General features: G+C 57.3%; 17 protein-coding genes. 4 read left to right on the top strand and 13 right to left on the bottom strand.

Annotated features, from left to right (window positions below):
* Nucleotides 1-12: 12 nt before the first annotated feature.
* From MR935_RS02970 to MR935_RS02940, 7 genes are all read right to left on the bottom strand, one after another.
* Nucleotides 13-2,652, bottom strand: a complete 2,640-nt coding sequence (locus MR935_RS02970; RefSeq protein WP_290570904.1) for a hypothetical protein — start codon at nucleotides 2,650-2,652, stop codon at nucleotides 13-15.
* A gap of 39 nt (nucleotides 2,653-2,691) precedes the next feature.
* Nucleotides 2,692-3,543, bottom strand: a complete 852-nt coding sequence (locus tag MR935_RS02965) for a hypothetical protein (RefSeq protein ID WP_290570902.1) — start codon at nucleotides 3,541-3,543, stop codon at nucleotides 2,692-2,694.
* A gap of 36 nt (nucleotides 3,544-3,579) precedes the next feature.
* A complete protein-coding gene (locus MR935_RS02960) occupies nucleotides 3,580-5,379 on the bottom strand; it encodes a hypothetical protein (RefSeq protein WP_290570900.1) in 1,800 nt (599 codons plus the stop codon).
* Nucleotides 5,380-5,870: 491 nt separating this feature from the next.
* Entirely contained in the window at nucleotides 5,871-6,281 is a 411-nt protein-coding gene (locus tag MR935_RS02955) for a MaoC family dehydratase (RefSeq protein WP_290570898.1), read from the bottom strand.
* A gap of 127 nt (nucleotides 6,282-6,408) precedes the next feature.
* On the bottom strand, nucleotides 6,409-7,038 hold the full coding sequence (locus MR935_RS02950; RefSeq protein WP_290570896.1) for a hypothetical protein: 630 nt from the start codon (nucleotides 7,036-7,038) through the stop codon (nucleotides 6,409-6,411).
* Between the two features lie 12 nt (nucleotides 7,039-7,050).
* Nucleotides 7,051-7,752: a GntP family permease gene (locus MR935_RS02945; protein WP_290570894.1), complete on the bottom strand. Its 702-nt coding sequence runs from the start codon at nucleotides 7,750-7,752 to the stop codon at nucleotides 7,051-7,053.
* A gap of 58 nt (nucleotides 7,753-7,810) precedes the next feature.
* The gene (locus MR935_RS02940; RefSeq protein WP_290570892.1) at nucleotides 7,811-9,361 is read right to left on the bottom strand and encodes an acyl CoA:acetate/3-ketoacid CoA transferase; all 1,551 of its coding nucleotides are present in this window, start codon (nucleotides 9,359-9,361) and stop codon (nucleotides 7,811-7,813) included.
* 651 nt (nucleotides 9,362-10,012) lie between these two features.
* On the opposite strand from MR935_RS02940, the gene MR935_RS02935 reads away from it, so the two are divergent.
* The 3 genes from MR935_RS02935 to MR935_RS02925 all read left to right on the top strand — a co-directional run bounded on the left by MR935_RS02935 (nucleotide 10,013) and on the right by MR935_RS02925 (nucleotide 13,688).
* Nucleotides 10,013-10,831, top strand: a complete 819-nt coding sequence (locus MR935_RS02935; RefSeq protein WP_290570890.1) for a LysR family transcriptional regulator — start codon at nucleotides 10,013-10,015, stop codon at nucleotides 10,829-10,831.
* 307 nt (nucleotides 10,832-11,138) lie between these two features.
* The gene (locus tag MR935_RS02930) at nucleotides 11,139-13,439 is read left to right on the top strand and encodes an ATP-binding protein (protein WP_290570888.1); all 2,301 of its coding nucleotides are present in this window, start codon (nucleotides 11,139-11,141) and stop codon (nucleotides 13,437-13,439) included.
* A gap of 18 nt (nucleotides 13,440-13,457) precedes the next feature.
* The gene (locus tag MR935_RS02925) at nucleotides 13,458-13,688 is read left to right on the top strand and encodes a hypothetical protein (protein WP_290570886.1); all 231 of its coding nucleotides are present in this window, start codon (nucleotides 13,458-13,460) and stop codon (nucleotides 13,686-13,688) included.
* Between the two features lie 78 nt (nucleotides 13,689-13,766).
* On the opposite strand, the gene MR935_RS02920 is transcribed toward MR935_RS02925, so the two are convergent.
* The 6 genes from MR935_RS02920 to MR935_RS02895 form a co-directional block, all read right to left on the bottom strand.
* A complete protein-coding gene (locus MR935_RS02920; RefSeq protein WP_290570884.1) occupies nucleotides 13,767-15,740 on the bottom strand; it encodes a methyl-accepting chemotaxis protein in 1,974 nt (657 codons plus the stop codon).
* Nucleotides 15,741-16,098: 358 nt separating this feature from the next.
* Nucleotides 16,099-16,311, bottom strand: coding sequence for a FeoB-associated Cys-rich membrane protein (locus MR935_RS02915; RefSeq protein WP_290570882.1), 213 nt, complete (start codon nucleotides 16,309-16,311; stop codon nucleotides 16,099-16,101).
* Nucleotides 16,312-16,326: 15 nt separating this feature from the next.
* Nucleotides 16,327-17,748 (bottom strand): carbon starvation CstA family protein, encoded by a 1,422-nt coding sequence (locus tag MR935_RS02910; RefSeq protein ID WP_290570880.1) that lies wholly within the window; start codon nucleotides 17,746-17,748, stop codon nucleotides 16,327-16,329.
* A 244-nt stretch (nucleotides 17,749-17,992) separates the two neighbouring features.
* Complete coding sequence (locus MR935_RS02905; RefSeq protein ID WP_290570878.1) at nucleotides 17,993-18,700, bottom strand: LytR/AlgR family response regulator transcription factor; 708 nt, start codon at nucleotides 18,698-18,700, stop codon at nucleotides 17,993-17,995.
* Nucleotides 18,697-20,394, bottom strand: coding sequence for a LytS/YhcK type 5TM receptor domain-containing protein (locus tag MR935_RS02900; protein ID WP_290570876.1), 1,698 nt, complete (start codon nucleotides 20,392-20,394; stop codon nucleotides 18,697-18,699). Before MR935_RS02900 ends, MR935_RS02905 begins: the two co-directional genes overlap by 4 nt.
* A gap of 111 nt (nucleotides 20,395-20,505) precedes the next feature.
* On the bottom strand, nucleotides 20,506-21,222 hold the full coding sequence (locus MR935_RS02895) for an SDR family oxidoreductase (protein WP_290570874.1): 717 nt from the start codon (nucleotides 21,220-21,222) through the stop codon (nucleotides 20,506-20,508).
* 522 nt (nucleotides 21,223-21,744) lie between these two features.
* Here MR935_RS02895 and MR935_RS02890 point away from each other — a divergent pair.
* Nucleotides 21,745-21,939: a LytTR family transcriptional regulator DNA-binding domain-containing protein gene (locus MR935_RS02890; protein WP_290570872.1), complete on the top strand. Its 195-nt coding sequence runs from the start codon at nucleotides 21,745-21,747 to the stop codon at nucleotides 21,937-21,939.
* Nucleotides 21,940-22,062: the final 123 nt, after the last annotated feature.

The raw sequence follows: 22,062 nt of genomic DNA, 5'->3' as shown, positions 1-22,062 counted from the left end.
TGCGCTGATGCGTCAATGCTTTACGCCAAACAGATCATACCTGACCTGCTCGCCCGCGCCTGCGTTAAAATAGTGCTCACACGCAAATAAGTACCAACGCGCCACGCCGTCATCCGGACAGAGACGCAAAATTGCAAGGAGCAGATTTCTTGCCAGATAAAAGTCATTTTGATAAAAGCACCGGATGGCCTCCTGCAAGCGGGCGTCGTATTGCACACGCTTTGCCCGCTCCATCTCTCCATAGCCGTCCAGCACCTCATACAGCTTGCACAGTACGCGCCCCTCGTCGGCGGAAAGAAAGCCGATGTAGCGCGTGCTGTACTGCTCGCGCAGCGTTTCCATATAGGCATCTGTCATCACAAGGCGGCAGCCGATCTCAGCCAGCAGCGGCAGCTTGCCGCTGAAAAAGCTGATCTCCGAAGAGGCCAGATACGGGAAGGCCTCGTCCTCCGCACCCGCCACGCCATAGAGGAACCTTGTTTTGTGCAGCAGCGCAAAGCAGTCCGGCGCTTTTGCTCCGCCGTTATATACCTCTCCCAGCAGCGACAGAAGGGCGCGCACGCCCTTGTCCGCCTGCTCCGTGAACAGGACACGGATCGCGCCAAGGTCAAAGCCACTGGTCAGCAGCACGCCGCCCTGCGGGCGGATGCTTCGGCTGATGGTCAGAAAACACCGGTTGACGTAATCCATAAAGCCCCGGTCGTCCAGCGCCGCGCGCATCCGCGCACCGTTTGCAACTGTAATCAGACCGATTGCGCCATCGGTCACGGTCAGATCGCCAAAGGCAACCTCGGTGATCGAACCGCGGTCGAGCAGGCGCTCAAGGCCATGCGGCACAAACCGCCTGCAAGCCTCCAGCGTCATGCCGGTTTCATAGTCCCGTATGGCCACGCCGACCGACAGCTCCTTGAGCGAGCGCCAGAGCCTGCCCAGCTCATCGTCCGTGCAGGAGATGGTCTCCAGATTGGTATCGCCCAGCGCCAGCCTGTCCATCTGTGCGGCCAGCGGCGCAAGCGGACTGAGCTGCTTTTTCATCAGCAGCGCCAGCAAAAGAGCGCACAGCGCCAGCAGCAGCGTACAGACACCTGCCAGCTGCCACAAAAAGTCGGCAAATGCGCCGCTGCCATCGCCGCTTGTGACCAGATAGACGGTGACCGCCGTTACCTCGCCCACCTGCCGCACCGGCACAGCGCACACGCTGGTGCGCCTGCCCTCCAGCAACATCCGCCCCGCCGACGCATAGCCGCGGCTCCACGCCTCGTTCACACAGGCGGTCACCTGCGGCTCGACCGCTATTTGATCGCGCGAGACAAACACCGGCCGCGGGCCATCGCCGCCATCCGTGTAGACGGCATAGCTGACCGCTGCGCCCGCGTCATCCGTCTGCATGGCCAGCAGCTCACCGAGTGCCTGCCCGCCCGCCGTCAGCTGCCCTGACTGGTCGACCACCACGCCGTTTTGCAGCCGCATGGCGGCGTTCTGCGCATACCATGCGGCCTCAAAGGCCGTTTGCCCGCTCTGCGCGCGCGCCATAAAGCCCGCCGCGACCAGCCCCACAGCCACGCAAAACACAGCGCACAGGCCAACCGCGCCGGTTGTCATGCGGATATGCAGCCGATGGCTGCGCAGCAAACGGTGCAGCAGTTCCCGCGTGAGCAGCAGCGCAAGCAGCACGGCAAACGTTGCCGCCATGACCGGCCAGCGCAGCCGTAGCCGCATGGTGAGCGGCACATGCAGCCGCGTACACATCGTCACGCTCTCGCCCGCCGACCGCGTCAGCGCGACCGCGCCGTTTTCCCCAGCCATGACGCGCATGACCAATTGACTTGGCGTTGCCACGCCCGACAGCACATTCTCCGACAGCGTCCTGCTGTGAAGCCGCGCGGAGGTACCGGTCAAAAACTGTCCTTGCTGCGCGCCGCGCACCCAAAGATAGCCGCTTGCGGCAGATAGCTCACCCAGCGGCATGGCCTCCTCCGGCAGCGCGACCAGCTGCGTTCCCTGCCCGCTGCTGCGCACCAGACTGCCGTCCGACAGCAGCGCGCACAGCGTGCCGCCGCCGCTGTGCACGGCGCTCACCGCCATTTTGCCTGCCGGTACATCGGCTGACAGCACCAAAAGCAGCGCTGCGTTCTCATCCGCCGGATTAAGGCGGTAAAGCTCGAGTACATCGACCGGCGCGCCGGCTTTACGGCTCTGTCTGATGCAGCCGAGGTAGACCATGCCGTCACTCACTGACAGGCTGCTCACCCGCAGCCCGGCGGTATTGTCTCGCAGCAGCAAGGCCGCCTCCCCGCTTGCCGGGTCGAGCGAGGCCACCTCCCAGCCGCTGAAGTCCGCCAGACCCACATTGCCGCGCGCGCGGATGAAATACACGCAGCCGTCCCACTCAGCCAGCGCGCCAACCGCCGTGCGCTCCCCGTTCACGCGATTTTTCTCCCGGTAGCAGGTCAGCACCCGGCCGTCCGCGTCCACACCTATAATAGTGGAGTATTTTTCATCATTATATGCCAGATAAGCCGTTCCGCCGGTGCTGAGCGCCATGCCGGGCGAGGCTTTCGCAATCGGCAGCAGGTCGACCGGCAGCAGCAGAGCGCACAGACTGCCGCACAACAGCACAAGCACGGCAATCGCCAGTCCCTTCTTCCTCATCGCATGTTCTCCCTCCAGACCGCCGGAAGCGGCGTTTTATCATTTTCTGGCCAGCACTTCCGTTCCGACCACATCCATCGAATGCTCAAACAGGCGAAAAAGCGGCACTTCGCCAAAAATCAGCTGCGACAGCAGCACAAACAACGTGAATACCACGATCAGCACCGAGACCGCCAGCAGCCAGCGAAACCACTTATCCCTGTTGCGCCGCCAGACGCCCCGCAGACGGGTAAGCAGCGAGGCGCGCTTGTCCGGCACGACGGTCAGCCGGATATCCCGGTACAGTTCGGTCAGATCGTGATAGGCCGATTTTTCCAGCTTCATATGCAGCAGCCGCATACTTTTCAGCCTTTTGTTTTCCTCCAGCAGCCGCAGCACCAGACCAACGCACAGGTCGGTGCAGACCGCCTCGTCGTCCGCCTCATTCAGCGCGGCCAGATCGACCGCATATGTAAAATAGAGCGACCCGTCCGCTGCAATATTGACGCATCCCTGCTCGAGCATCTGGCAGAGGATAGGAAACGGCATCGGGCTTGCAAGGCAAGCCATGACCAGATCAATGCTGACCCGCTCGCGCGCCTGCACACTGTCCATCTGCCCGAAGGCAAAGCGCAGCAGCTCACGCGGCGGGCGATAGGCAAACAGAAAGACCATGCTTTCCCCGTCCGCAAACTGCCGCAGAAAGGGCGTTTCACCCTCCAAAAGCTCGCGTGGCTCGTTTTCGAAAATATGCAGCAGCTTTTTGATGGCGGCGCGGTCGTGCACCACCCAAAGCACATAGCGCGCCTCAACAGGCGAGGCCATATCCCGGCAGACGAACACATCGTTCTTCTCGCCGCGCAGCACCTCATGGATGGGCGTCAGCAGCATATTGTCCGTGTGATAAACCAATCTACCCACCCCCTTTGCCCGCGCCCCAGCCGCGCGTTATTCTTCCTCCGTTTCGGTGCCGTCCTTCTTTTTGACTACCGCGTATGCGTAGGTGCTGATGAGCGGATCGTCCGCGCAAGATATCTGTATCTCATATACGCCTTCGCGCGCCGGCGCGGTATACACGCCGTCTCTCGTGATCTCGCCCGCGCCTTTTTCCGTCAGCGCGTAGGTCAGTGTGCACGGCTCCATATTGTGGAACTTGACGTTGAAATAATGGCTCTCCCGTGTGCCCATTACGATGGTCGGCGGCATGGCGGAAATGCGTCTGCCCCGGATATCCCGCTCCAAATGGTCGCCCGCCGCCGGGATCTTATATGCCGTCCAGCGCAGCACCAGCAGCACATTGACCGTTTCCTCCAGTATTTTTGCCGCAGCAATAAAGCTGCCCCGGTCGTTCATCACTTTCACCGCCAGCTCGGCGCCCGGCACGGGCAGCTGCTCGTCCGCAAACAGCGCAACATTGCCGTAAATCGTGCTGCGCGACAGCTGGTTCGTCTTGGGATCGTCCGCCAGATATTCAAATCCAAGGCTGACGAACACGTCCCCCTTGCCCAGACCGTGCACGATCTCGTCCGAATAGAACACCCGCCCCGGGCGGACATCCCCGCCCAGCGGTATCTCGCACAGGCCGGTCGTAAACAGCGGCTCGCGCGGGATGAGCGCACCCATGGCGGCGGTGTCCCGCACCTCAGCGGTGGGCACAGCAGCAGCCGACGCACCGCCCACATAGCCGTAGCACGCGCGCAGCGCACGGCGCTGTGCCTCGTCCGCCCCGGTATGGACAAATTGCTTGATCCCTTTCTCCCGCACAGCTTCGATCATGCAGCTGTTCTGTGTGCGCTGTAGAGACAGCTCGGCCAGACATATGTACTCCGGCGCGGCCACCAGTGCGCGGCTTTCCAAACTGACTCTGCCCAGCTCACGCTCGATGATCTCATCCGCATCCGCCTGCTCGATCACGGCGCGCACGGCGATCTTTTCCTGCAGCGGTGTCTTGTCTTGGCCGACGCGAAACACTGTCCGCCCCGGCTCAGCAATGACCACCGACTCGGGCGACGGTCGGTGCTGCGCGGCCAGCCAGAGCGGCCGGACGATCTGCTCACCCTGCGCCGGCAGCGTCTCCTCGATCACGAGCGTTGTCTCATGTGTGCCATCCTCGAACGCCAGCGCGGGCGATTGCAGCACGCATTCCATCGAAAACGCCGCCGCGCTGTTTGACAGCTTGGTCACACACACGGTCAGCCGCACACGGCTTCCACAGGGAATGAACGCCGGGATACTCAGCTCGACCACATAATCCTCGTTGCTGTAAAGCAGCGCACGACTGAAGAATTCATTTTCCGGCCTGCCTATGGCCGCCGCCTTGTCCGCATCAATGAGCAGCAGCGACGCACCTTCGCACAGGCGGTTCATCTCATACTCCTCCTGCTCACGGCGGTTGACCGTGTAGACCGGCTGCCCGGGCGTTTCCGTGTAACGCAGGCACAGGCAGGCGCGGTCGCTCTCCAGCGTCTCAAAGCCCTCGATCGCGTTGAGCTTGCGCACGACCGACGTATCCAGCACCAGCTCCCGCCCCAGATAATCCAGCGCGACACCCGATTCGACCATCAGCGACACGTCATCCAGCGCATATACGCCCAACCCGCACACAACGCCCGCGCCAAACAGCATTTCGTTGAGAAACCGCCGTTTATTGCCAAAATAGGTCTGCTCGGCTTGGAAATCCGCCGAGGTCAGCAGTTTGCCAACATAGTACCGATTCCGCTCAAACGGAAAAAGCTGTTTATTACGCAAAGCAAGCACCCCATTTTCTCGTTTTATCTGTATGATATACAGCAGCGCGCCCTCCGGTGTCGGCGCGATATCCCCTGCCGCGACTTTATCCAATACTGTCCAATTCTATTTGACTCCATCATATCATAGATTCGTCCATAAATCACCAAAAACTTTTGAAGTTCGACACCTTATTTTCCACCGCCGCGCGCCCGTTATTATCCGGGTACCGCGCCGCTTGCAAAACGAAAGGGAGACGGCCTTCCAGAGAAAGCGTCTCCCTCGGTTATTTGATTTACGTGCTGGCCCTGCGTGTCTCGGTGAGCCGGGGCGTGATCCGAAACAGGCCGCCGGTGATACCACAGGCGGCTGTCTCACAGATTGGCGCGTCGGCACTTTTGTTCACCGCGGTGACGCACAGCGACCCACTGTATACCGGCGGCGCGGAGAGCTATGCTGCGAACGCTTTTCCGCGCGCGGCTCCTGCAAGCGTTCGCAGCGTTTCCCCTCTGTTATGCCTTAGGCGGCATGACGGTAGCCACACCCTTGATGACGACCTCATCATGCTGGTTGGTGCAGATGCTTTCCAGCTTTGCGATGTTTTTCTCAGGAACCAGCTCGGTCACGGTGCAGGTCGCGGTGACGGTATCACCGAAACGAACCGGCTTGGTAAAGCGCAGCTCCTGTCCCAGATAAATCGTGCCGGGGCCGGGCAGCTTCATCGCCAGCACGGCCGAGATAAAGCCCGCGCTGAGCACGCCATGCGCGATGCGCCCGCCGAAGGCCGTCTTGCTGGAGGCCTGCTCGTTGACGTGCGCCGGGTTCAGCTCGCCGGTGATGCCGGCAAAGAGATATACATCGGTCTCAGTAACTGTTTTGCTCATGCTGGCGCTGTCGCCGATCTTCATTTCGTGAATTGTCATAGTAGCTATCTCCTTTCATCGGGGATGACGATGTATGATGGTAATGGTCGAACCGCTGCTCTTTATATTAAGGTAACGCCGCATTATTCGCAAAGCGGCGCCGAAGACGCAATTGTGTGGTGTCGCCTTAGATAAACACGCCCCATATCAGAGCGAGCAGCAGCGAGGAGACCAGAGGAATGATACAGGTTGTGATGCATATATCAATATAGGATTCCTTGTGTGTACAGTTGGATACCGCCAGCAGTGTGAGCACCACGCCGTTGTGAGGCAGGGTATCCAGACCGCCGGAGGAGATGGACGCGATGCGGTGGAGCAGGCCGGGATCCATGCCCATCTGCGTTGCCATTGCCATATACTTGGGACCGAGCGCCTCCAGCGCAATGGACATACCACCCGAAGCCGAACCAGTCGCACCGGCCAGCAGGTTGACTGCCACAGCCTCAGAGAACAGGATCGAGCCGGGCATGTTCAGCGCGATATTGGTCAGCGTAGCAAAGCCGGGCACCGCCTTGACGACCGAGCCGAAGCCTACTGCACAAGCGGTGTTCATAATCGCGCCCATTGAGCCTTGCGCACCGGTGTTGATGGCGTGCATCAGCGTCTTGGCCTGCCCCAGATTCATCAGGCAGCATATCAGAATACCGCAGACCAGCGCAACGACGATAGCGTAGTTGGAAGCCAGTTCGATACCGGTGGCTTGCTTCAGCAGGCTCGGGAACAGGTTGAGCATCAGCACGACCACAACAAGCGGCACGATACCGGTCAGTCAGTGCCAAGAGGGCAGGCTCTTCTCGCTGTGGTCGACCTCCACATGCTTGGGATCGGGTACAAAGTGCAGTCCCTTCTTACGGCACTGATGGACGCGCCACTCCAAATAAACATAGGCAGGAACAAACATCACGATACATGCCACAATGGACAGGCCGACAGCCGCCATGGTGTTGGTGCCGTAGTAGTTCGCGGAGATCAGGTTCTGAATCTGCGGCGTACCGGGCACGGCGGTCATGGTGATGCCGAAAGTGCCGGTTGCAATCGCACCGGGCAGCAACGTGCGGGGCAGGTCGGCCGCGCGATATACCGCATAGCCCATCGGATAGATAACGAACACCACCACGAACAGCGAAATACCGCCGTAGGTCATCAGCAGGCAGGGGATGACGACCGCCGCAACAGCGAAACGCGATCCGATCAGCTTGACGAGCGCGTCGGCCAGACTGCGCGCGGAGCCGGTCATATCCATGACCTTACCGTACACCGCACCAAGGAAAAAGGCGGGGAACCACTGCAATACATAGTTCGCCATACCGGACATATAGTCTCCGATATATGCGTCAAGCACGGGATAGCCACTCATGACGGCCACCACAGCGGCACAAACGGGGGCAACCCAAATGATGGAACACCCGCGATAGGCCAGTAGCATCAGCAGCACAAGACCCACAATGATACCGGGCAGGGACAAGCTCATAGGTTTTTCCTCCTCATTTTCAAAATTATTGCATACTCTCATACGCAGGGATTGTGGTTTACAGCGTCAGCCCCATCGGCTCCGGCAGGAAGATATGGTGATCCATCAGCTGCACGTTCTTCATGATCGGCGTAAACTCCATCTGCTCAAGAATATCCTTCTGCAGATCAATACCGGGGGCGATCTCCTTCATCTCGACGCCCTCAGGCGTCAGCGCAAAGACCGCGCGCTCGGTGATATACAGCACCGGCTGCTGCTTGGACTGGGCATAGGCGCCGGAGAAGGTGATCTGCTCGACATGGGCGATAAGCTTTTTGCTGCGCCCCTCTTGCTCAACGGAAAGTCCGCCGTCTTTGATGCTTACTTTAAGGCCACCGGCAGTAAACGTACCGCAGCAAACGACCTTGCGCGCATTCTGTGAGATGTTGATAAAGCCGCCCGCGCCCGCAATCTTGGGCCCGAACTTGGACACGTTGATGTTACCCTCCTGATCCATCTGCGCCAGACCGAGAAACGCCACATCGAGACCGCCGCCGTCGTAGAAGTCAAACTGATACGGCTGGTCGAGCACGGTATCCGGATTCATAGTCACGCCGAAGTCACCGCCGCCGGCCGGGATGCCGCCGATCGTGCCTGACTCGGTGGTAAGCACCATACCCTTGAGGTTTTCCTCCGCGGCGACGCTGGCCACGCCCTCCGGCATACCGATGCCGAGGTTGACAATGGCGTTGGGCACCAGCTCCATCGCGGCTCTGCGCGCGATGATCTTGCGCTCGTCCAGCGGCATGGCCTTGACCGAGCTGGCAGGTACGCGAGTCTCGCCCGAATAGGAGGGATTGTAGTAAGTACCGAAGGTCTGCTTGTGGTTCTCCTCCTCGGCCAGCACCAAAGCATCCACATAAATACCCGGGATCTTGACCAAACGGGCATCCAATGAGCCGTGGTTTACGATCTGCTTGACCTGTACGATCACCTTGCCGCCGCAGTTTTTAGCGGCCTGCGCGATCGACAACGCCTCGCCGGTCACGCCCTCATGCTCCATGGTGCAGTTACCCATCTCATCGGCGTAGGTCGCGCGGATGATCGCGATATCAATCTTGATGGCCTTATAGAACAGCTTTTCTTCGCCCTCGATATGCAGCAGCTTGACAATATCCTCGTCCTCACACGCCTTGCCATTGAGCTTCCCGCCCTGCTGACGGGGATCGACAAAGGTTTGCAGGCCGACGTGCGTAATTACACCAGGTTTGCCAGCCGCAATATCACGGAAAAGGTGCGAGATAACGCCCTGCGGCAAATTATAGGCTGATATCTTGTTCTCCATGGCCAGCTTTTGCAGCCGGGGCACCAGACCCCAGTGCCCGCCGATCACCCGGCGCACCAAGCCTTCCTCCCCCAAATGGTTGAGGCCGAGATCGGCGCCGTTTCCCTGGCCGGCCGCGTAAATCAGCGTGAGATCCCGGGGTTTGCCTGTGGCGAGAAACTCATCGCCGATTGCCATGCTGATCTCTTCCGCATGGGCCGCGCCAACAAAACCGCCCACACCGATGGTCGCGCCATCTTTGATAAATGTTTTGACCGCTTCCCGCGCCGTCATTACCTGTGGCATTCAGTCGTGCTCCTTTCGCATCAATAGATCAAATTACTGTACCTGTTTTCTTTATTCATCCGGATGAAGGGGATGTAGGTCTATTTGAAATATAGCATGACGACAGGCAGGTTGACCACTTACATAAAGTAATACATGGGTTTCATTCTGTGAATAGTTTCCGCTTTCCTTAGCTGCGGCCCCCCTCTCCCCTGCCCCCATTACGCCGCCAAAATGAGACAAAAGGTATAGGGAAATCGTCAAAAACCCATAAAACCATTTCATTTATATCTATATTGTATTGGAAATCTTGTACTAATCTCCTCGGAATTTTACGCCTTAAATCAGATAATTTATACAAAGCGTGAACAAATACCATTCCGATTTTATATAGTTATTTTTTTGTCATTCTGTATTTATGCCCTTGTTTGTCTGCTTTCAACGCCATTATTTTTGTTGTATTTTACAAACATGACATTAATTTATATAATATTAATCATTATTATTTGTGCTATTTATCCAATTCCCGTTTACCATTTGCCCCTATTGATCTGCCTGCAAAAAGCCGCTCTCACTCCCGCGCTCTGGACAAACCCCGAATCGTTGATTATAATATTGAAATATAGATTTTACAAACAGAATGGTCAAGCAGCGGGAAAGGAAGGGAAAGATATGGATATCCGACAGTTAGAGTATTTTATCGTATTGGCAGAGCAAAAAAACTTTTCCCGGGCGGCAAAGCAGCTCTTTCTCACCCAACCCAGCCTGACGCGCTGCATCAAAAAGCTCGAGGCGAGCCTTGAAGTCAAGCTCATTGAGCGCACCAGCAAATCCTTTCGCCTGACAGACGCAGGCCAGCAGCTGTATCACTACGGCACCTCGCTGATCAGCCAGTTTCAGGATTTGAACAGCCGGATCAGCGACACCAAAAACCTGAAAAGCGGCAGCGTGCGCATCTCCAGCCCCGGTGTGCTGCTGGATATGTACTTTCCCGCCATTCTTACAAAATTCAGAACGGAAAATCCGGGGATCGATATTGAGCTGGCCGAGGCCGGCTCCAAGCCGGCGGCGCAGTGGGTGCTCAACGGAGATGTGGACATCGGTCTGGTCATGCTTCCCGTGCCCAACCAGCAGGAATTTGACGTGATCCCCCTGCTTCAGGACGAGGTGCGCCTGCTCGTGCGGCAGGATCATCCGCTGGCGTTCAAATCCGCGGTCCACATAAACGACCTGCGCGATATGGACATTATCTCTTACAACTCCGGCACAACGCTGTTGGATACCTTTATCCAGCTATGCGAAAATTGCGGCTTTACGCCGCACATCGCCTACAAATGCCTGATGCCGTTTTTTATTGTTGAGACCATCTCGCTCAGCTCATGCGTCGGCGTGCTCCCCTATCCCATGATCCAACACCTGATACAGCACTATGAACTGGACAACCTGACCTCGGTGCGGATTACCCCAGCTTTCCGTGGGATATTGCCATGATCCTGAAAAAGGACCGGTATCACTCCTATGCCACGGAAAAGCTCCAGCAGCACATCCAATGCTATTTTGCGCAGCTTTGACATAACCATCCCGCGCGGCAGGGCGGCCCGCTCGGGCGGAACGAATCGCACCAGCCACATACAAACAGCAAACACCCTGGTATCTCCGGGGTGTTTTGCATTTGCCGTGTTTTCGGATTTTTGTTGTCTTTTCTGCCGGCTCTTTGCTATAATGGGAGTACGATACACCACAAAATCCCGTCCACTGCGGACATTTGCCTATTCCATCAGCCATCGAGGTGCATTTTATGAATTTCAGCGATCTCTTTTCACCTGATACGGCCGCCCTCCCCTTTAATAGCTACGCACAGTACACAGAGCACCTGTTTGCCTGTGTCGACCGACAACTGAGCGCCTATCTCACCGGCCTGACCCATGTGTTCACCGCGGACAATGGCAGCCTGAAGAACACGCTGTACCCCGATCTTGAAATCGCCCGCAACCTTTGCCAAAAGCATGTGGACGATTTTCTGTCCTCAGCCGGGCATAGCGGCGAGCATACCTCCGCCGTCCCTGCGGCAGAAACCGAGACGGACGGCGCGCTTGACGCGCTGCTCGCTGCCTTTGCCGATGATATCAGCGCGCCCCTGCCCGCAGAGGATGCGCAAGCGCCCTCTGTCGCCGATATGCTCTCGGTCATCCGCCGGCGCGCCGCATGCACCGCAGCGCCGCTTCCGCTGCACACGCTCGCCGAGACGCTCGGACTGAGCGATTTTTCGCTCTTCTGCTTTGCCTGCGCTGTACTCTCCTCCACGCAAACCAACTACGCCGCAATCTTTCAGGTGATTGGTCAGAACAGCAGTCTTGTTGCTCCCAGCATTGAATCGGCCGCGCGGGTGTACTTCGGCGAGCAGTTCTCCATCACCGCAGCCTATGCTGAGATGTCCCGCGCGCTTGAGCAGCTCGCGCCCGTGTTTGACCTGCGCATCAACGCTTCGCTTCCGTTCTCCACCATCGTCTCGCCGGACAAACGGCTGATCGACTTTCTGTTTGGCGCTGACCCGCTGCGCATCGACCAGAAATACAAACGCTTTTTCTCCGTGCTGACTGACGGACAGACGCTTGACCCCCTCCTCGCCAACCAGCACATCCTTGACGCGCTCACCATCTCCTTTGATGACGGCGTGCGCCTGTTCTCTCTCTATGGCGACGAGGGTTCCGGGCGGCGCTTTACGATTCGGCACTTCTGTGCGCAGAAAAACCTGCGCTGCATCACGGTTGACGGCGCCAAGCTGTTTGGCTACGATTTCCAGTTCGTCCAGCAGGCGCTGTGGGCAGTCGCGCGTGAATGCCTGCTATCCGGCGCGTGCTGCTGCCTGACCAACCTCTCCTACCGCGAGGAGGAAAAGGAGCGCTTTTTCAGCTACATGGACCTGTTTTTCGAGCGCCTTTCCGACCATGGCGTGACCGTTTTCACCCACAGCAAGGACAAGCTGCCTATGCGCGAGATGACCTCGCTGGATTTCACCCAGCTTGAGCTGCCTACGCCGGACAACCGCGAACGCATCGTGCTCTGGCAGCACTATGCGGAAGGCTATGCGCTCGACGACGAGGTCGACTTGACCGAAATGGCCACCAAATTCCTGTTCACCGGCGGCAAAATCAAAAACGCCCTGCATCAAGCGCGCAGCTTTGCATCAATGGCGCAGGCACTCCTGATCCCCCGCGATCAGCTGTTCAAGGCCTGCAACGCGCAGATGAGCCACGAGCTGACGCAAAAAGCCACCCGCATCCCCGCAAACTTCACTTGGGACGATATCGTCATGAACCGCGACCAGCGTGAGGCATTGCAGCACGCGGTTGAGCAGATGACCTACCGCAAGCAGGTGTATGAGGACTGGAACTACATGAAAAAGTACCAGTATGGCCGCGGCCTGTCCGTGCTGCTGTTCGGCGCGCCCGGCACCGGCAAGTCGATGTGCGCGCAGGTCATCGCCAACGCGCTCAATCTGGAGCTGTACCGCGTGGATTTGTCCAAAGTCGTTGACAAATATGTCGGCGAGACCGAAAAGTCGATCTCCATGATCTTCCGTGAGGCGAAAAAATGCAATGTGGTGCTGTTTTTTGACGAATGTGACACGCTGTTTGCCAAGCGGTCGGACGACGGCGGCTCCAACCAGTCCTCTAACAACAACAAAACCGCGCTGCTGCTACAGGAGGTCGAGGCCTATGACGGCGTTTCCGTGCTGGCCACCAACTATAAGCACAACATCGATCCGGCATTCTTCCGCCGCATGAAATTCATCGTCGAATTTCAGTTCCCGGATGCCGACACACGCGAAATGCTTTGGAAAACAACCATCCCCAAAACCACGCCGCTAGCCGAGGATGTGGACATCCGCTTTTTGGCCGAGCGCTTTGAGTTTGTTGGCGGCAACATCAAAAACTGTATCTTAAACGCCGCCTTTCTTGCCGCCGCCGACCCCGACAGCGATGGCAACGTACATATGAAACACTATTTGCAGGCCATCCGCTATGAGTTTGTCAAGACCGGCAAGGTCTTCACCCGCGCGGACTTTGAGCCTTACGCCCATCTGGTGCTCGGCTGAGAAAGGGAGGGATCGCATATGCGTTCAACTGAGGGATTGGAGCAAAACCGCCGCATAGCAGCAAAAAAGCATCCAGCCGCTCCGCCAGACGATGAAATGGAGGACGAGCTGGCCTTTGCACCCTATGCGCCGCTCGACACCACCGTGTCCATCTACGACCGCGGCCGCGGCAAGCGCTTTGGCGGTATCAACACCGCCCCTTCGGTCTTTGACCGAAAGGCACTTTTTCACAGCAAGCCGGAGGACTGAATAAAACAAGCCCGTCGCAGAATGAAAATTCTGCGACGGGCTTTTACTCTATTGATATGATGCGGGTATCCGCTCGGTTTACTGGGCAGCATCATCGTGGTTGAGCTGGAAACGGGCGACGATGCCGCGCAGCAGCTCTGCCTGACTCGACAGCTCCTCACTCGCCGCCGCGCTCTCCTCGGAGGTAGCCGAGGTCGTCTGTACGACAGAGGATATCTGCTCGATCCCCTCACGGATATCGGACAGGGCGACCGATTGCTCCTTTGCTGCTTCCGCGATCTTGCTGACCGCCTCTGTAATGACCCCTGCGCCTTCCACGACAGACGAGAGGGACTCTGCCGTCTCGCTTGCGATCTTCATACCCTTTTCAACCGTCGCAACAGACTGGCCAATCAACGCCGAGGTATTCTTGGACGCCTCCGCCGATCTGCTGGCCAGATTGCGTACCTCGTCGGCCACAACGGCAAACCCCTTGCCGGCAGCGCCCGCGCGGGCGGCTTCAACGGCGGCATTGAGCGCCAGAATATTCGTCTGGAATGCGATATCCTCGATGGTTTTGATGATCTTTCCAATGTCAATGGACGACTGATTGATCTCGGCCATCGCGGCAGACATATCCTGCATATGCTGGTTGCAGATCATGAGCACCTCTCCGGTCTTCTCTGTCTGCACGGACACATCCTGCACATAGTTGGATGTATCCTGGACATGCGTGGAAACGCTGCCGATGCTCGCCGCCAGCTGCTCTACCGAGCTAGCCTGCTCGGTGGCACCCTGCGCCAGCGCCTGTGCGCCGTCAGACACCTGTCCCGCACCCATGGATACCTGCTCGGCTGCGCTGGATATCCGCAGCATCGCCTTGTTCAGCGCCTGATGAATCTGATCGACCGAGGCCTTCAGCTCCAAAAATTCTCCCTTGAAATCAGCCGTTGTGCTGACGCAGAGATTGCCGCCTGATATCTCGCTCAGTACATATTCGATATCGTGTATGTATTCCTTGAGCGCGCTGACCATATCCGCGGTGCTGGCCGCCAATATGCCGACCTCATCCTGCGTCTCGACGGTCTCGACCGGCGAGCTAAGATCGCCCGAAGCCAGCAGCGCAATACGATCGGTGATCGCCCGCAGCGGACGAACCAAGCGGTTGGAAAAGGTGATCGTGACCAACGTGCCGATCACCAACATGATAACGCCAATCGTACACAGCGCGATATTGATCGAGCTGGTGGCTGTCATCTCGCGCAGCGGCGCTATCACGCCGTACGACCAGCCATCCGAGCCCTGTACCGGGCCAAAGGCGCATATCCGCGTGCCGGTTTCGTAGCTGTACTCCGCAACGTCCTTTTCGCCCCGTATCATGCGCGCGTAAACCTCAGCCGAGGTCGCATATGTTTTATCGGTCTTGGCCTTTTCGATGAAGTTTTGCCGCTCCTCTACCAGTTCAGGACGCTTGTTGGCGATCATCGTGCCATTCTGGTCGAGTATGAACACATTGCCGGTTTCACTGATGGCGATATCCCGAATGATCTCGCTGAATACCTGCCCGTCCATGCGCAGCAGCAGCACGCCGTCCCAGTCCTCTGTCCACAGCAGCTTGGAAGCCGCACTGACGACCAGTCTGCCTGTGTTATCGTATTCCGTCGTGGAGACGGTCGTCTCGCCTGCGAGCGCTTTTTGGAAATAATCCTTATCTGCGATATTGCTCCCGTCAAAGGTGTCATCCGTGCTGAAAACCATACCATCCGCGCGGACAAGGGAAAGCGACAGATAGCCCGTGGCCTTTGCGCCCCACAGCCGGCCGAGCATATCGTGCTCCTCTCCATCTGTAAAGCCGTAGCACGCATCGGACAGTCCGTCTGCCAATGCCTTCAGAGAATTGATCTGCGAGCCCATGGCCAAATCGACAACGTCTCCCATCGAAGCCATGTAGCCCCGCACATTGCCCTTGATTGCCACATAGGCGGTAAAGATACCGGTCAAGATGGTCAAGACCAACGTGATACCAAGGATCGACAGCACCATTGTGATCAGCTTTGTTTTGATAGATTTCATATGCACTTTCTCCCATCCTACTATTTTCAGCACCCCATTTTTACTTATTGGGAATGCTTAAACCGACGTAATCGCTTGTACCGCAGCGGTCACTTGCTTTGCCCAACCCATTCATCTATATGCCGCTGACGGTATAATTGCTATATAATTGATGGAGTGTCTATTTTTTACTATTATAGCACAAATATATTTATGCATCAAGCTGTGAATCAAACGAATTTGCAGGTCTTTTTTGGGTCGCGTATTGTCAATAAAAAATCCCTGCTGACACGGCGGGCCGTATCAGCAGGGACTTCAAATGCTTTACGCAGCGTGGCGCAGTCTGCACTGCGGAGCGGGATTTTACCGCATGATAGACTCAGGACGGATCATCCTGCGTCTCATCCTTGGCGGCAAGCGTATTCTCCTTGGCATTTTTCGGCGTGCCATCGCTGTGGCACGGATGCGGACAGCCGCCGCAGGACTTGCCGCACATCGGTACGCCCTTTTTATGCGCGTCTTGGATCAGGTAGTACACAACTCCGATCACAGCAAAGACCGCAACCATGATGATGATATCGACAGCGCTCATTATACTCGCCATCCTTTAAGATGCCAGCTCGCCCTTTTTCACGCGAGCCGGACCCTTGACCACAAAGATACCCAAGCAGATCGCGGCAAAGACCAGACCAACCGGATACGCGATGGTGGTCGGAAGCTTCAGACCTTCATCCGCCATCAGGATGTAGGTAGAGGTGACCGCCGACATAAAGGTAGCCGGAACAGCTGCGATAAAGTAGTTGAGCTTGTTCTGGAACAAGTATGTAGCGCAAGCCCACAGCGCAATCATCGCCAGCGTCTGGTTCGACCAAGAGAAGTAGCGCCAGATGATCTGCACGTCGATCTGGGTCAGGAACGCGCCAACCGCCAGCAGCGGAACGGTGAGGATGATGCGGTTCTTCATCGGCTTCTGGTCGAGTTTAAAGGAGTCGGCCAGCGTCAAACGAGCAGAACGGTACGCGGTATCCGCCGAGGAGATCGGGCAGGCGATAACGCCGATCATTGCGATAACGGCGCCGACAGGACCCATCAGGCCGAAGCAGATATCATATACAACACCGGACTGACCGCCCATCTCGGCAAGCGCGTTCGCCAGACCGCCGGTACCATGATAGAACGCAACGCCGGCAGCCGCCCAAATCAGGGCGATGATGCCCTCTGCCACCATAGCGCCGTAGAAGATGGTGCGACCCTTCTTCTCGCTGGTCAGGCAGCGCGCCATCATGGGAGACTGGGTGGCGTGGAAGCCCGAGATAGCGCCGCAAGCTACCGAGATGAACATAACAGGCCAGATAGGCGTGCTTTTCGGATGCAGATTCTGCAGGGTGATCTCAGGGATGGCATAGCCCTTGATGAACAGGCCGCCAGCCACACCCAGCGCCATAACGATCAGGCAGATGCCGAAAATGGGATAGATCTTGCCGATGACCTTGTCGATCGGGACAAAGGTTGCAACGAAGTAGTAGATGATAACGACTGCCAGCCAGAACTTGGCGTCCAGTACGTTCGGCGTAAGCATCGCCAGCAGGTTGGCAGGGCCGGTCGAGAAGGTGACGCCTACCAGTACCAGCAGCACGACCGAGAAGACGCGCATTACCTGCTTCATGCCGCCGCCAAGATACTTGCCGACGACCTCGGAGATGCTGGTGCCATTATGCCGCAGCGAGATCATGCCGGAGAGATAGTCATGAACCGCACCGGCAAAAATGGTGCCCAGCGTGATCCACAGGAAAACCGAGGGCCCCCACATCGCGCCCATGATCGCGCCGAAGATCGGGCCGAGACCGGCGATATTCAGCAGCTGAACCAAGAATACACGCCAAGGCTTCATCGGCACATAGTCCGCGCCATCCTCCATGGTGATAGCCGGCGTGGGGCGATCGTCAGGATGGAAGACGTTTTCGACGAATTTGCCGTAAGTAAAATATCCTCCGATCAAAATCGCCAGACATACAAAGAAACTTACCATACCTTTTTTCTCCTCCTTGTCATGGAAATCTTGTGAAAGGACGGGACCTCTCTCCAGCGCCCCGGCTCTTTGTTTGGTATGATTTTACCATAATCAGCGGGGATATGTATATCCCTTTTGGGCGAAAGGTCAATTTCCATGTTCAACCGGTCGAAAACCATGTATGAAATGCTGAAAGAGATGGGTAAGTGACCCCGGGTGCTTTGTGCAGTTTTTCAAATGCGCCGCACAGAGCACCCCGTGTTTATAAATGGAACAGCGGCTTGAGCACCCGGAACTGGCTGCGCCCAATCGGCAGCACAACCTCCTCGCCGCCCTCCATCGTCATCCCATAGCCGCCGTGCCACGGAAACACCGCTTTGACCCGATCCAGATTGACTAGATAACTTTTGTGAATGCGGAAAAAGGAGCGTCCCGCCAGCCGACGCTCGAAGCTGCCGATGGGCGCGGAATCCTCATAAACGCCGCTGTCCGCATGCACCTGACTGCCCCGCTCGCGCGTCTCGATATAAATCACCTCTTCCACAGGGAGCAGAAGTATCTTCTTATCCCGGCTCACCGGCAGCTTGTTAAGACCCGGCGAGACCGACCGCTCCCGGCTGCCGCCCAGACGCTGTACAGTCTTGGCAATGCGCGCGGGGTCGAACGGCTTTAGGATGTAATCCATCGCGCCCATTTCAAACGCCTTGACCGCGTAGTCCGAATAAGCCGTGGCAAAAACGATCGGGATGCCCGGCTGCAGCTTGCGCGCAGCGGCGGCCACTGTGGTGCCCAGCATGTCACCCAGATCCATGTCGAGAAACAGCGCATCAAACACATCGCTGCCCATCATTTCAATAGCCTCCTCGCCGCTTGATGCCTCGCGGAACTCCGCTTCCGGGCGCAGCTCAGCCAAAATCTGCCACAGCTCGCTGCGCGCGGGGCGCTCGTCATCCGTTAAAAGGTATTTCATGCCAACAGCCCCTTTCCTGTTCCGTCCGGAAAGCAGATAGTCACGGTCGACCCTGCCGCCCCCGATGTGATCTTCAAGCCGTTTTCCTCGCCATAAATGCTTTTAAGACGGCGATGTACATTTTGCAGGCCGACCTTGTTGCCCGGCAGGCTTCCCTCATCCAAGGCGGTAAGCACCTCCTGAGGAAAGCCCTGCCCCCTATCCTCCACCCGAACGACTATGCCTTGCCCCTCCGGACTGAATGTGACCGACACCCACCGCAAGCCACGCTCGTCCGCACCGTGCTTGATGGCGTTTTCCACAATAGGCTGAAGGATCAGGCTGGGTACCCTTCGCTCCAGATCGACCGTCTCGATCCCGCGGAAGGAGACCGAAATCCGGTCTTCAAAGCGAGCCTTTTCCAGCTTGAGATAGGTCTCCACCTGCTTAAGCTCGCGCCCGAGAGGCACAAAGCCATCGTTCTCATCGGTCGAATAACGGTAATATTGCCCCAAAAGCAACAGCAGCTCACGTGCACGCTCGGGGTTCTCCCTGCAAAAATACGAAATGGTATTCAGGCTGTTGAACAGAAAATGAGGGTTGACCTGCGATTGCAGCCGCTGAAATTCAGCCTTTTGCAGCAGACTTTTCTGATACTCAACCTGAGACAGCTCAAGCTGGGTGGAAAAAAGCATGGCAAGCCCCTCGATAAAACCACGCTCAGCTTCAAGCGGCAGCCACCTGTGCGGTTCGAGCAGCACCAGACAGCCGATTGCGCTGCCCTGCCGGGTGAGCGGCGCAGCGATCACGATATGGCGCTCCAACAGCGCCGCCAGTTCGGGACAGTCCTCGGTCTGGATGGCCACGCGGGTCTCTCCGCCGTCCATCACCTCGCGCAGCAGCGAAGGCGGCGCGGTGTGCTCACCAAAGCCAAAGCCGCTGCTGCTGAGCATCTGCTGCCGGTCGCACACCGCGACCCCGTCGCAGTGCGCGCCAGAACGGATGATCTCGACCGCGCGATCGAGATCGGCCTTGCTGTAAAGTCCCTTGCGCAGATAGGGCAGACATTGCTCGGCGATATGCATCGCCTGACGGATGCGGCTGTCCACCAGACTGTTCTCCTCAATAAAAATATGCTGGAACGCACCGATAAAGGCCACAATACCGCAGGAGTTCATAACGATCATAGGCAGTGCGATCACCCGCACCAGCGCGACCGCCTGCCAGAAGGGGCGCGCGAGCAGCAGAATGAATGCCATCTGCCCTATCTCAGCCACCGCGCCCAGCAGCACCAGCTGCCAGCCTTTGAGACGGCCTGACTGAAACCGGCGGTGGAACACACAGCCCAGCACGCCCTCGCCCAGGATGGTCGAGCAGGCGCAGGCCACCGAGGTAAAACCGCCGATATCAAACAGCCAGCGGTGCAAGCCGCCGATACAGGCCGCGCCCATACCTGCCACCGGCCCTCCCATCAGCCCGGCGGCCAGCACACCGATGGCGCGGGTGTTGACGATCGCCCCGTTAACGCCGATGCCAATATAAGTAGACAGCACGCTAATCATGCCGAAAAACAGCGCCAGCAGCAATTGGCCACCCATGCCGCTGCTCCGCCCGAGCAGCAGGTTTTTCACCAGCGCCGTCCGGCTCATCAGGCTGGCGATCATCACCAGAAAGCCGACGTTAAACATCATGCTGAGAAAAAGCGTATCCGCCATTGCTGACATCCCCTTGTTCAAACCGGCGTCAGGTCCATTCTTTCTTTTGCGTGCAGCATGCGCCCAAGCGTTTCGCAGGAATAGTTGGCAAAGGACGTGCGCATCAGGCTGTCACATCCTCTTCTCCGGCTCGTAATGCCAGCCGCCGTCACCGTGATAGATCATCTGCCGCGTCATACCGCCGTCGATGCAAATATTCTCGCCGGTGATAAAGCCGGCCTTGTCCGAGCAGAGAAAAAGCACCATGTTGGCGATATCCAGCGGCGCACCCACCCGCCCAGCGGGGTGCTGCGCCGCGTCAGCCCCTTGGTAGGCGGTGCAGTCCGTGTCGATCCAGCCTGGCGAGATCGAGTTGACCCGCACCCGGCCGGCAAGGCTGACTGCCAGCGCATGGGTGAGCGCGGCGATACCGCCCTTGGCGGCGGTGTAGCTTTCGCTGAAGGGCTGGCTCATGCGATCCCGGCTGGAGGAGATATTGACGATGCTCGCGCCCGCTGCAAAATAGGGCAGAAACAGCTGCGTCAGCAAAAACGGCGCGGATACACCCACGCGCAGAGCGTAGTTGAACCGCTCATAGGTGCAGGTGTCTATCCCCTCAAACGGCGGCTTTGCATTGTTGATCAGACAGTCCACGCGGCCATGCTCGGCTACGACCTTTGCTGCAAAACGGCGCAGCGTGGCTTCATCCGCAATATCCCCCACAAAGCAGGGATTGTCCTCCCGGTCAATGAGGCAGACCTTGGCGCCCGCTTTCTCAAATTCCCCGCAGATACACCGGCCGATGCCCTGCGCACCGCCTGTGACCACGACTATCTTGTTTTGAAACATATGCATGCCCCTATCCCATCATACTGTTCTTGCCAATCTTCTAATAAAGTATGGCTTCCCCTCGCAGGGCGTGAACTGACCGACAGTATGCAGCGGTATCTGTCTTTATATTATCGTACACGGCGCTTCTTGTCAAATATTTCCGCATTTTCATGGTGGTTTTTGTCCCTTTTTCGCATTTTTACGCGGCACACAATTGGACAGAGCGTCTTGCTCAGCCTGTAAGCCTTGTCTCGAGCCGTGGCAGCATCCTCCCTACCCTGCCTGCTGCGACCCTGCTTCTTGTTGCATATGCCCCATGGGCGTGTTGCCGGTACATGCCATACATTTGAAAAACAGGCCGCCTCCTCTCTTGCATTATAATGGGATTGTGATAAAATAAACTTAACCTTATTTGATATAGGGCGATATGCGCAAAGCTGAAAGGTTTTTTCGTCAGGCAAGGCGAAAAAAGGCGCCCCTCCGGGCGTATCGTCTATTTTTAAACCAGTCCTAGTATGAAGTAAAAAAGGAGCGTCCGATTTGCACGAAACACGAAGCATCACGATCGTCTCCAATCGAACCAGAATCACGCTTGCGCTCAGCGCGATTCTTTACGTCCTCGTGATCGGGAGAAAAACGGAGATCCATATTTCCGGTGGCAAGGTATATACAACGCGAATGCCCCTCAGTGAATTTGAGAACGTGCTCGGCGATAGCTTTATCAACGCCTCATGAAAGGCCATCACAGCTGGGAATGAAAATACAGTCTGTGCGTTAACCGCAGGATTTGCTAAACTGAAGTCAGCAGGTGTAGTCCGGTTGCACCTTGGTGGATTTTCACCCCGTTTGTTCAACGTG

It is taken from the genome of Agathobaculum sp. (genome assembly GCF_022775115.1).
Lineage (GTDB): Bacteria > Bacillota > Clostridia > Oscillospirales > Butyricicoccaceae > Agathobaculum.
Note: the sequence above shows the minus strand (reverse complement) of the source record. Positions and strands in the feature narration are given on the sequence as shown.

Coding starts and splice junctions, on each gene's coding strand:
- MR935_RS02970 (WP_290570904.1), bottom strand. CDS start 2,652: ATGAGGAAGAAGGGACTGGCGATTGCCGTGCTTGTGCTGTTGTGCGGC.
- MR935_RS02955 (WP_290570898.1), bottom strand. CDS start 6,281: ATGACAATTCACGAAATGAAGATCGGCGACAGCGCCAGCATGAGCAAA.
- MR935_RS02945 (WP_290570894.1), bottom strand. CDS start 7,752: ATGAGCTTGTCCCTGCCCGGTATCATTGTGGGTCTTGTGCTGCTGATG.
- MR935_RS02940 (WP_290570892.1), bottom strand. CDS start 9,361: ATGCCACAGGTAATGACGGCGCGGGAAGCGGTCAAAACATTTATCAAA.
- MR935_RS02935 (WP_290570890.1), top strand. CDS start 10,013: ATGGATATCCGACAGTTAGAGTATTTTATCGTATTGGCAGAGCAAAAA.
- MR935_RS02930 (WP_290570888.1), top strand. CDS start 11,139: ATGAATTTCAGCGATCTCTTTTCACCTGATACGGCCGCCCTCCCCTTT.
- MR935_RS02925 (WP_290570886.1), top strand. CDS start 13,458: ATGCGTTCAACTGAGGGATTGGAGCAAAACCGCCGCATAGCAGCAAAA.
- MR935_RS02920 (WP_290570884.1), bottom strand. CDS start 15,740: ATGAAATCTATCAAAACAAAGCTGATCACAATGGTGCTGTCGATCCTT.
- MR935_RS02915 (WP_290570882.1), bottom strand. CDS start 16,311: ATGAGCGCTGTCGATATCATCATCATGGTTGCGGTCTTTGCTGTGATC.
- MR935_RS02910 (WP_290570880.1), bottom strand. CDS start 17,748: ATGGTAAGTTTCTTTGTATGTCTGGCGATTTTGATCGGAGGATATTTT.
- MR935_RS02905 (WP_290570878.1), bottom strand. CDS start 18,700: ATGAAATACCTTTTAACGGATGACGAGCGCCCCGCGCGCAGCGAGCTG.
- MR935_RS02900 (WP_290570876.1), bottom strand. CDS start 20,394: ATGGCGGATACGCTTTTTCTCAGCATGATGTTTAACGTCGGCTTTCTG.
- MR935_RS02895 (WP_290570874.1), bottom strand. CDS start 21,222: ATGTTTCAAAACAAGATAGTCGTGGTCACAGGCGGTGCGCAGGGCATC.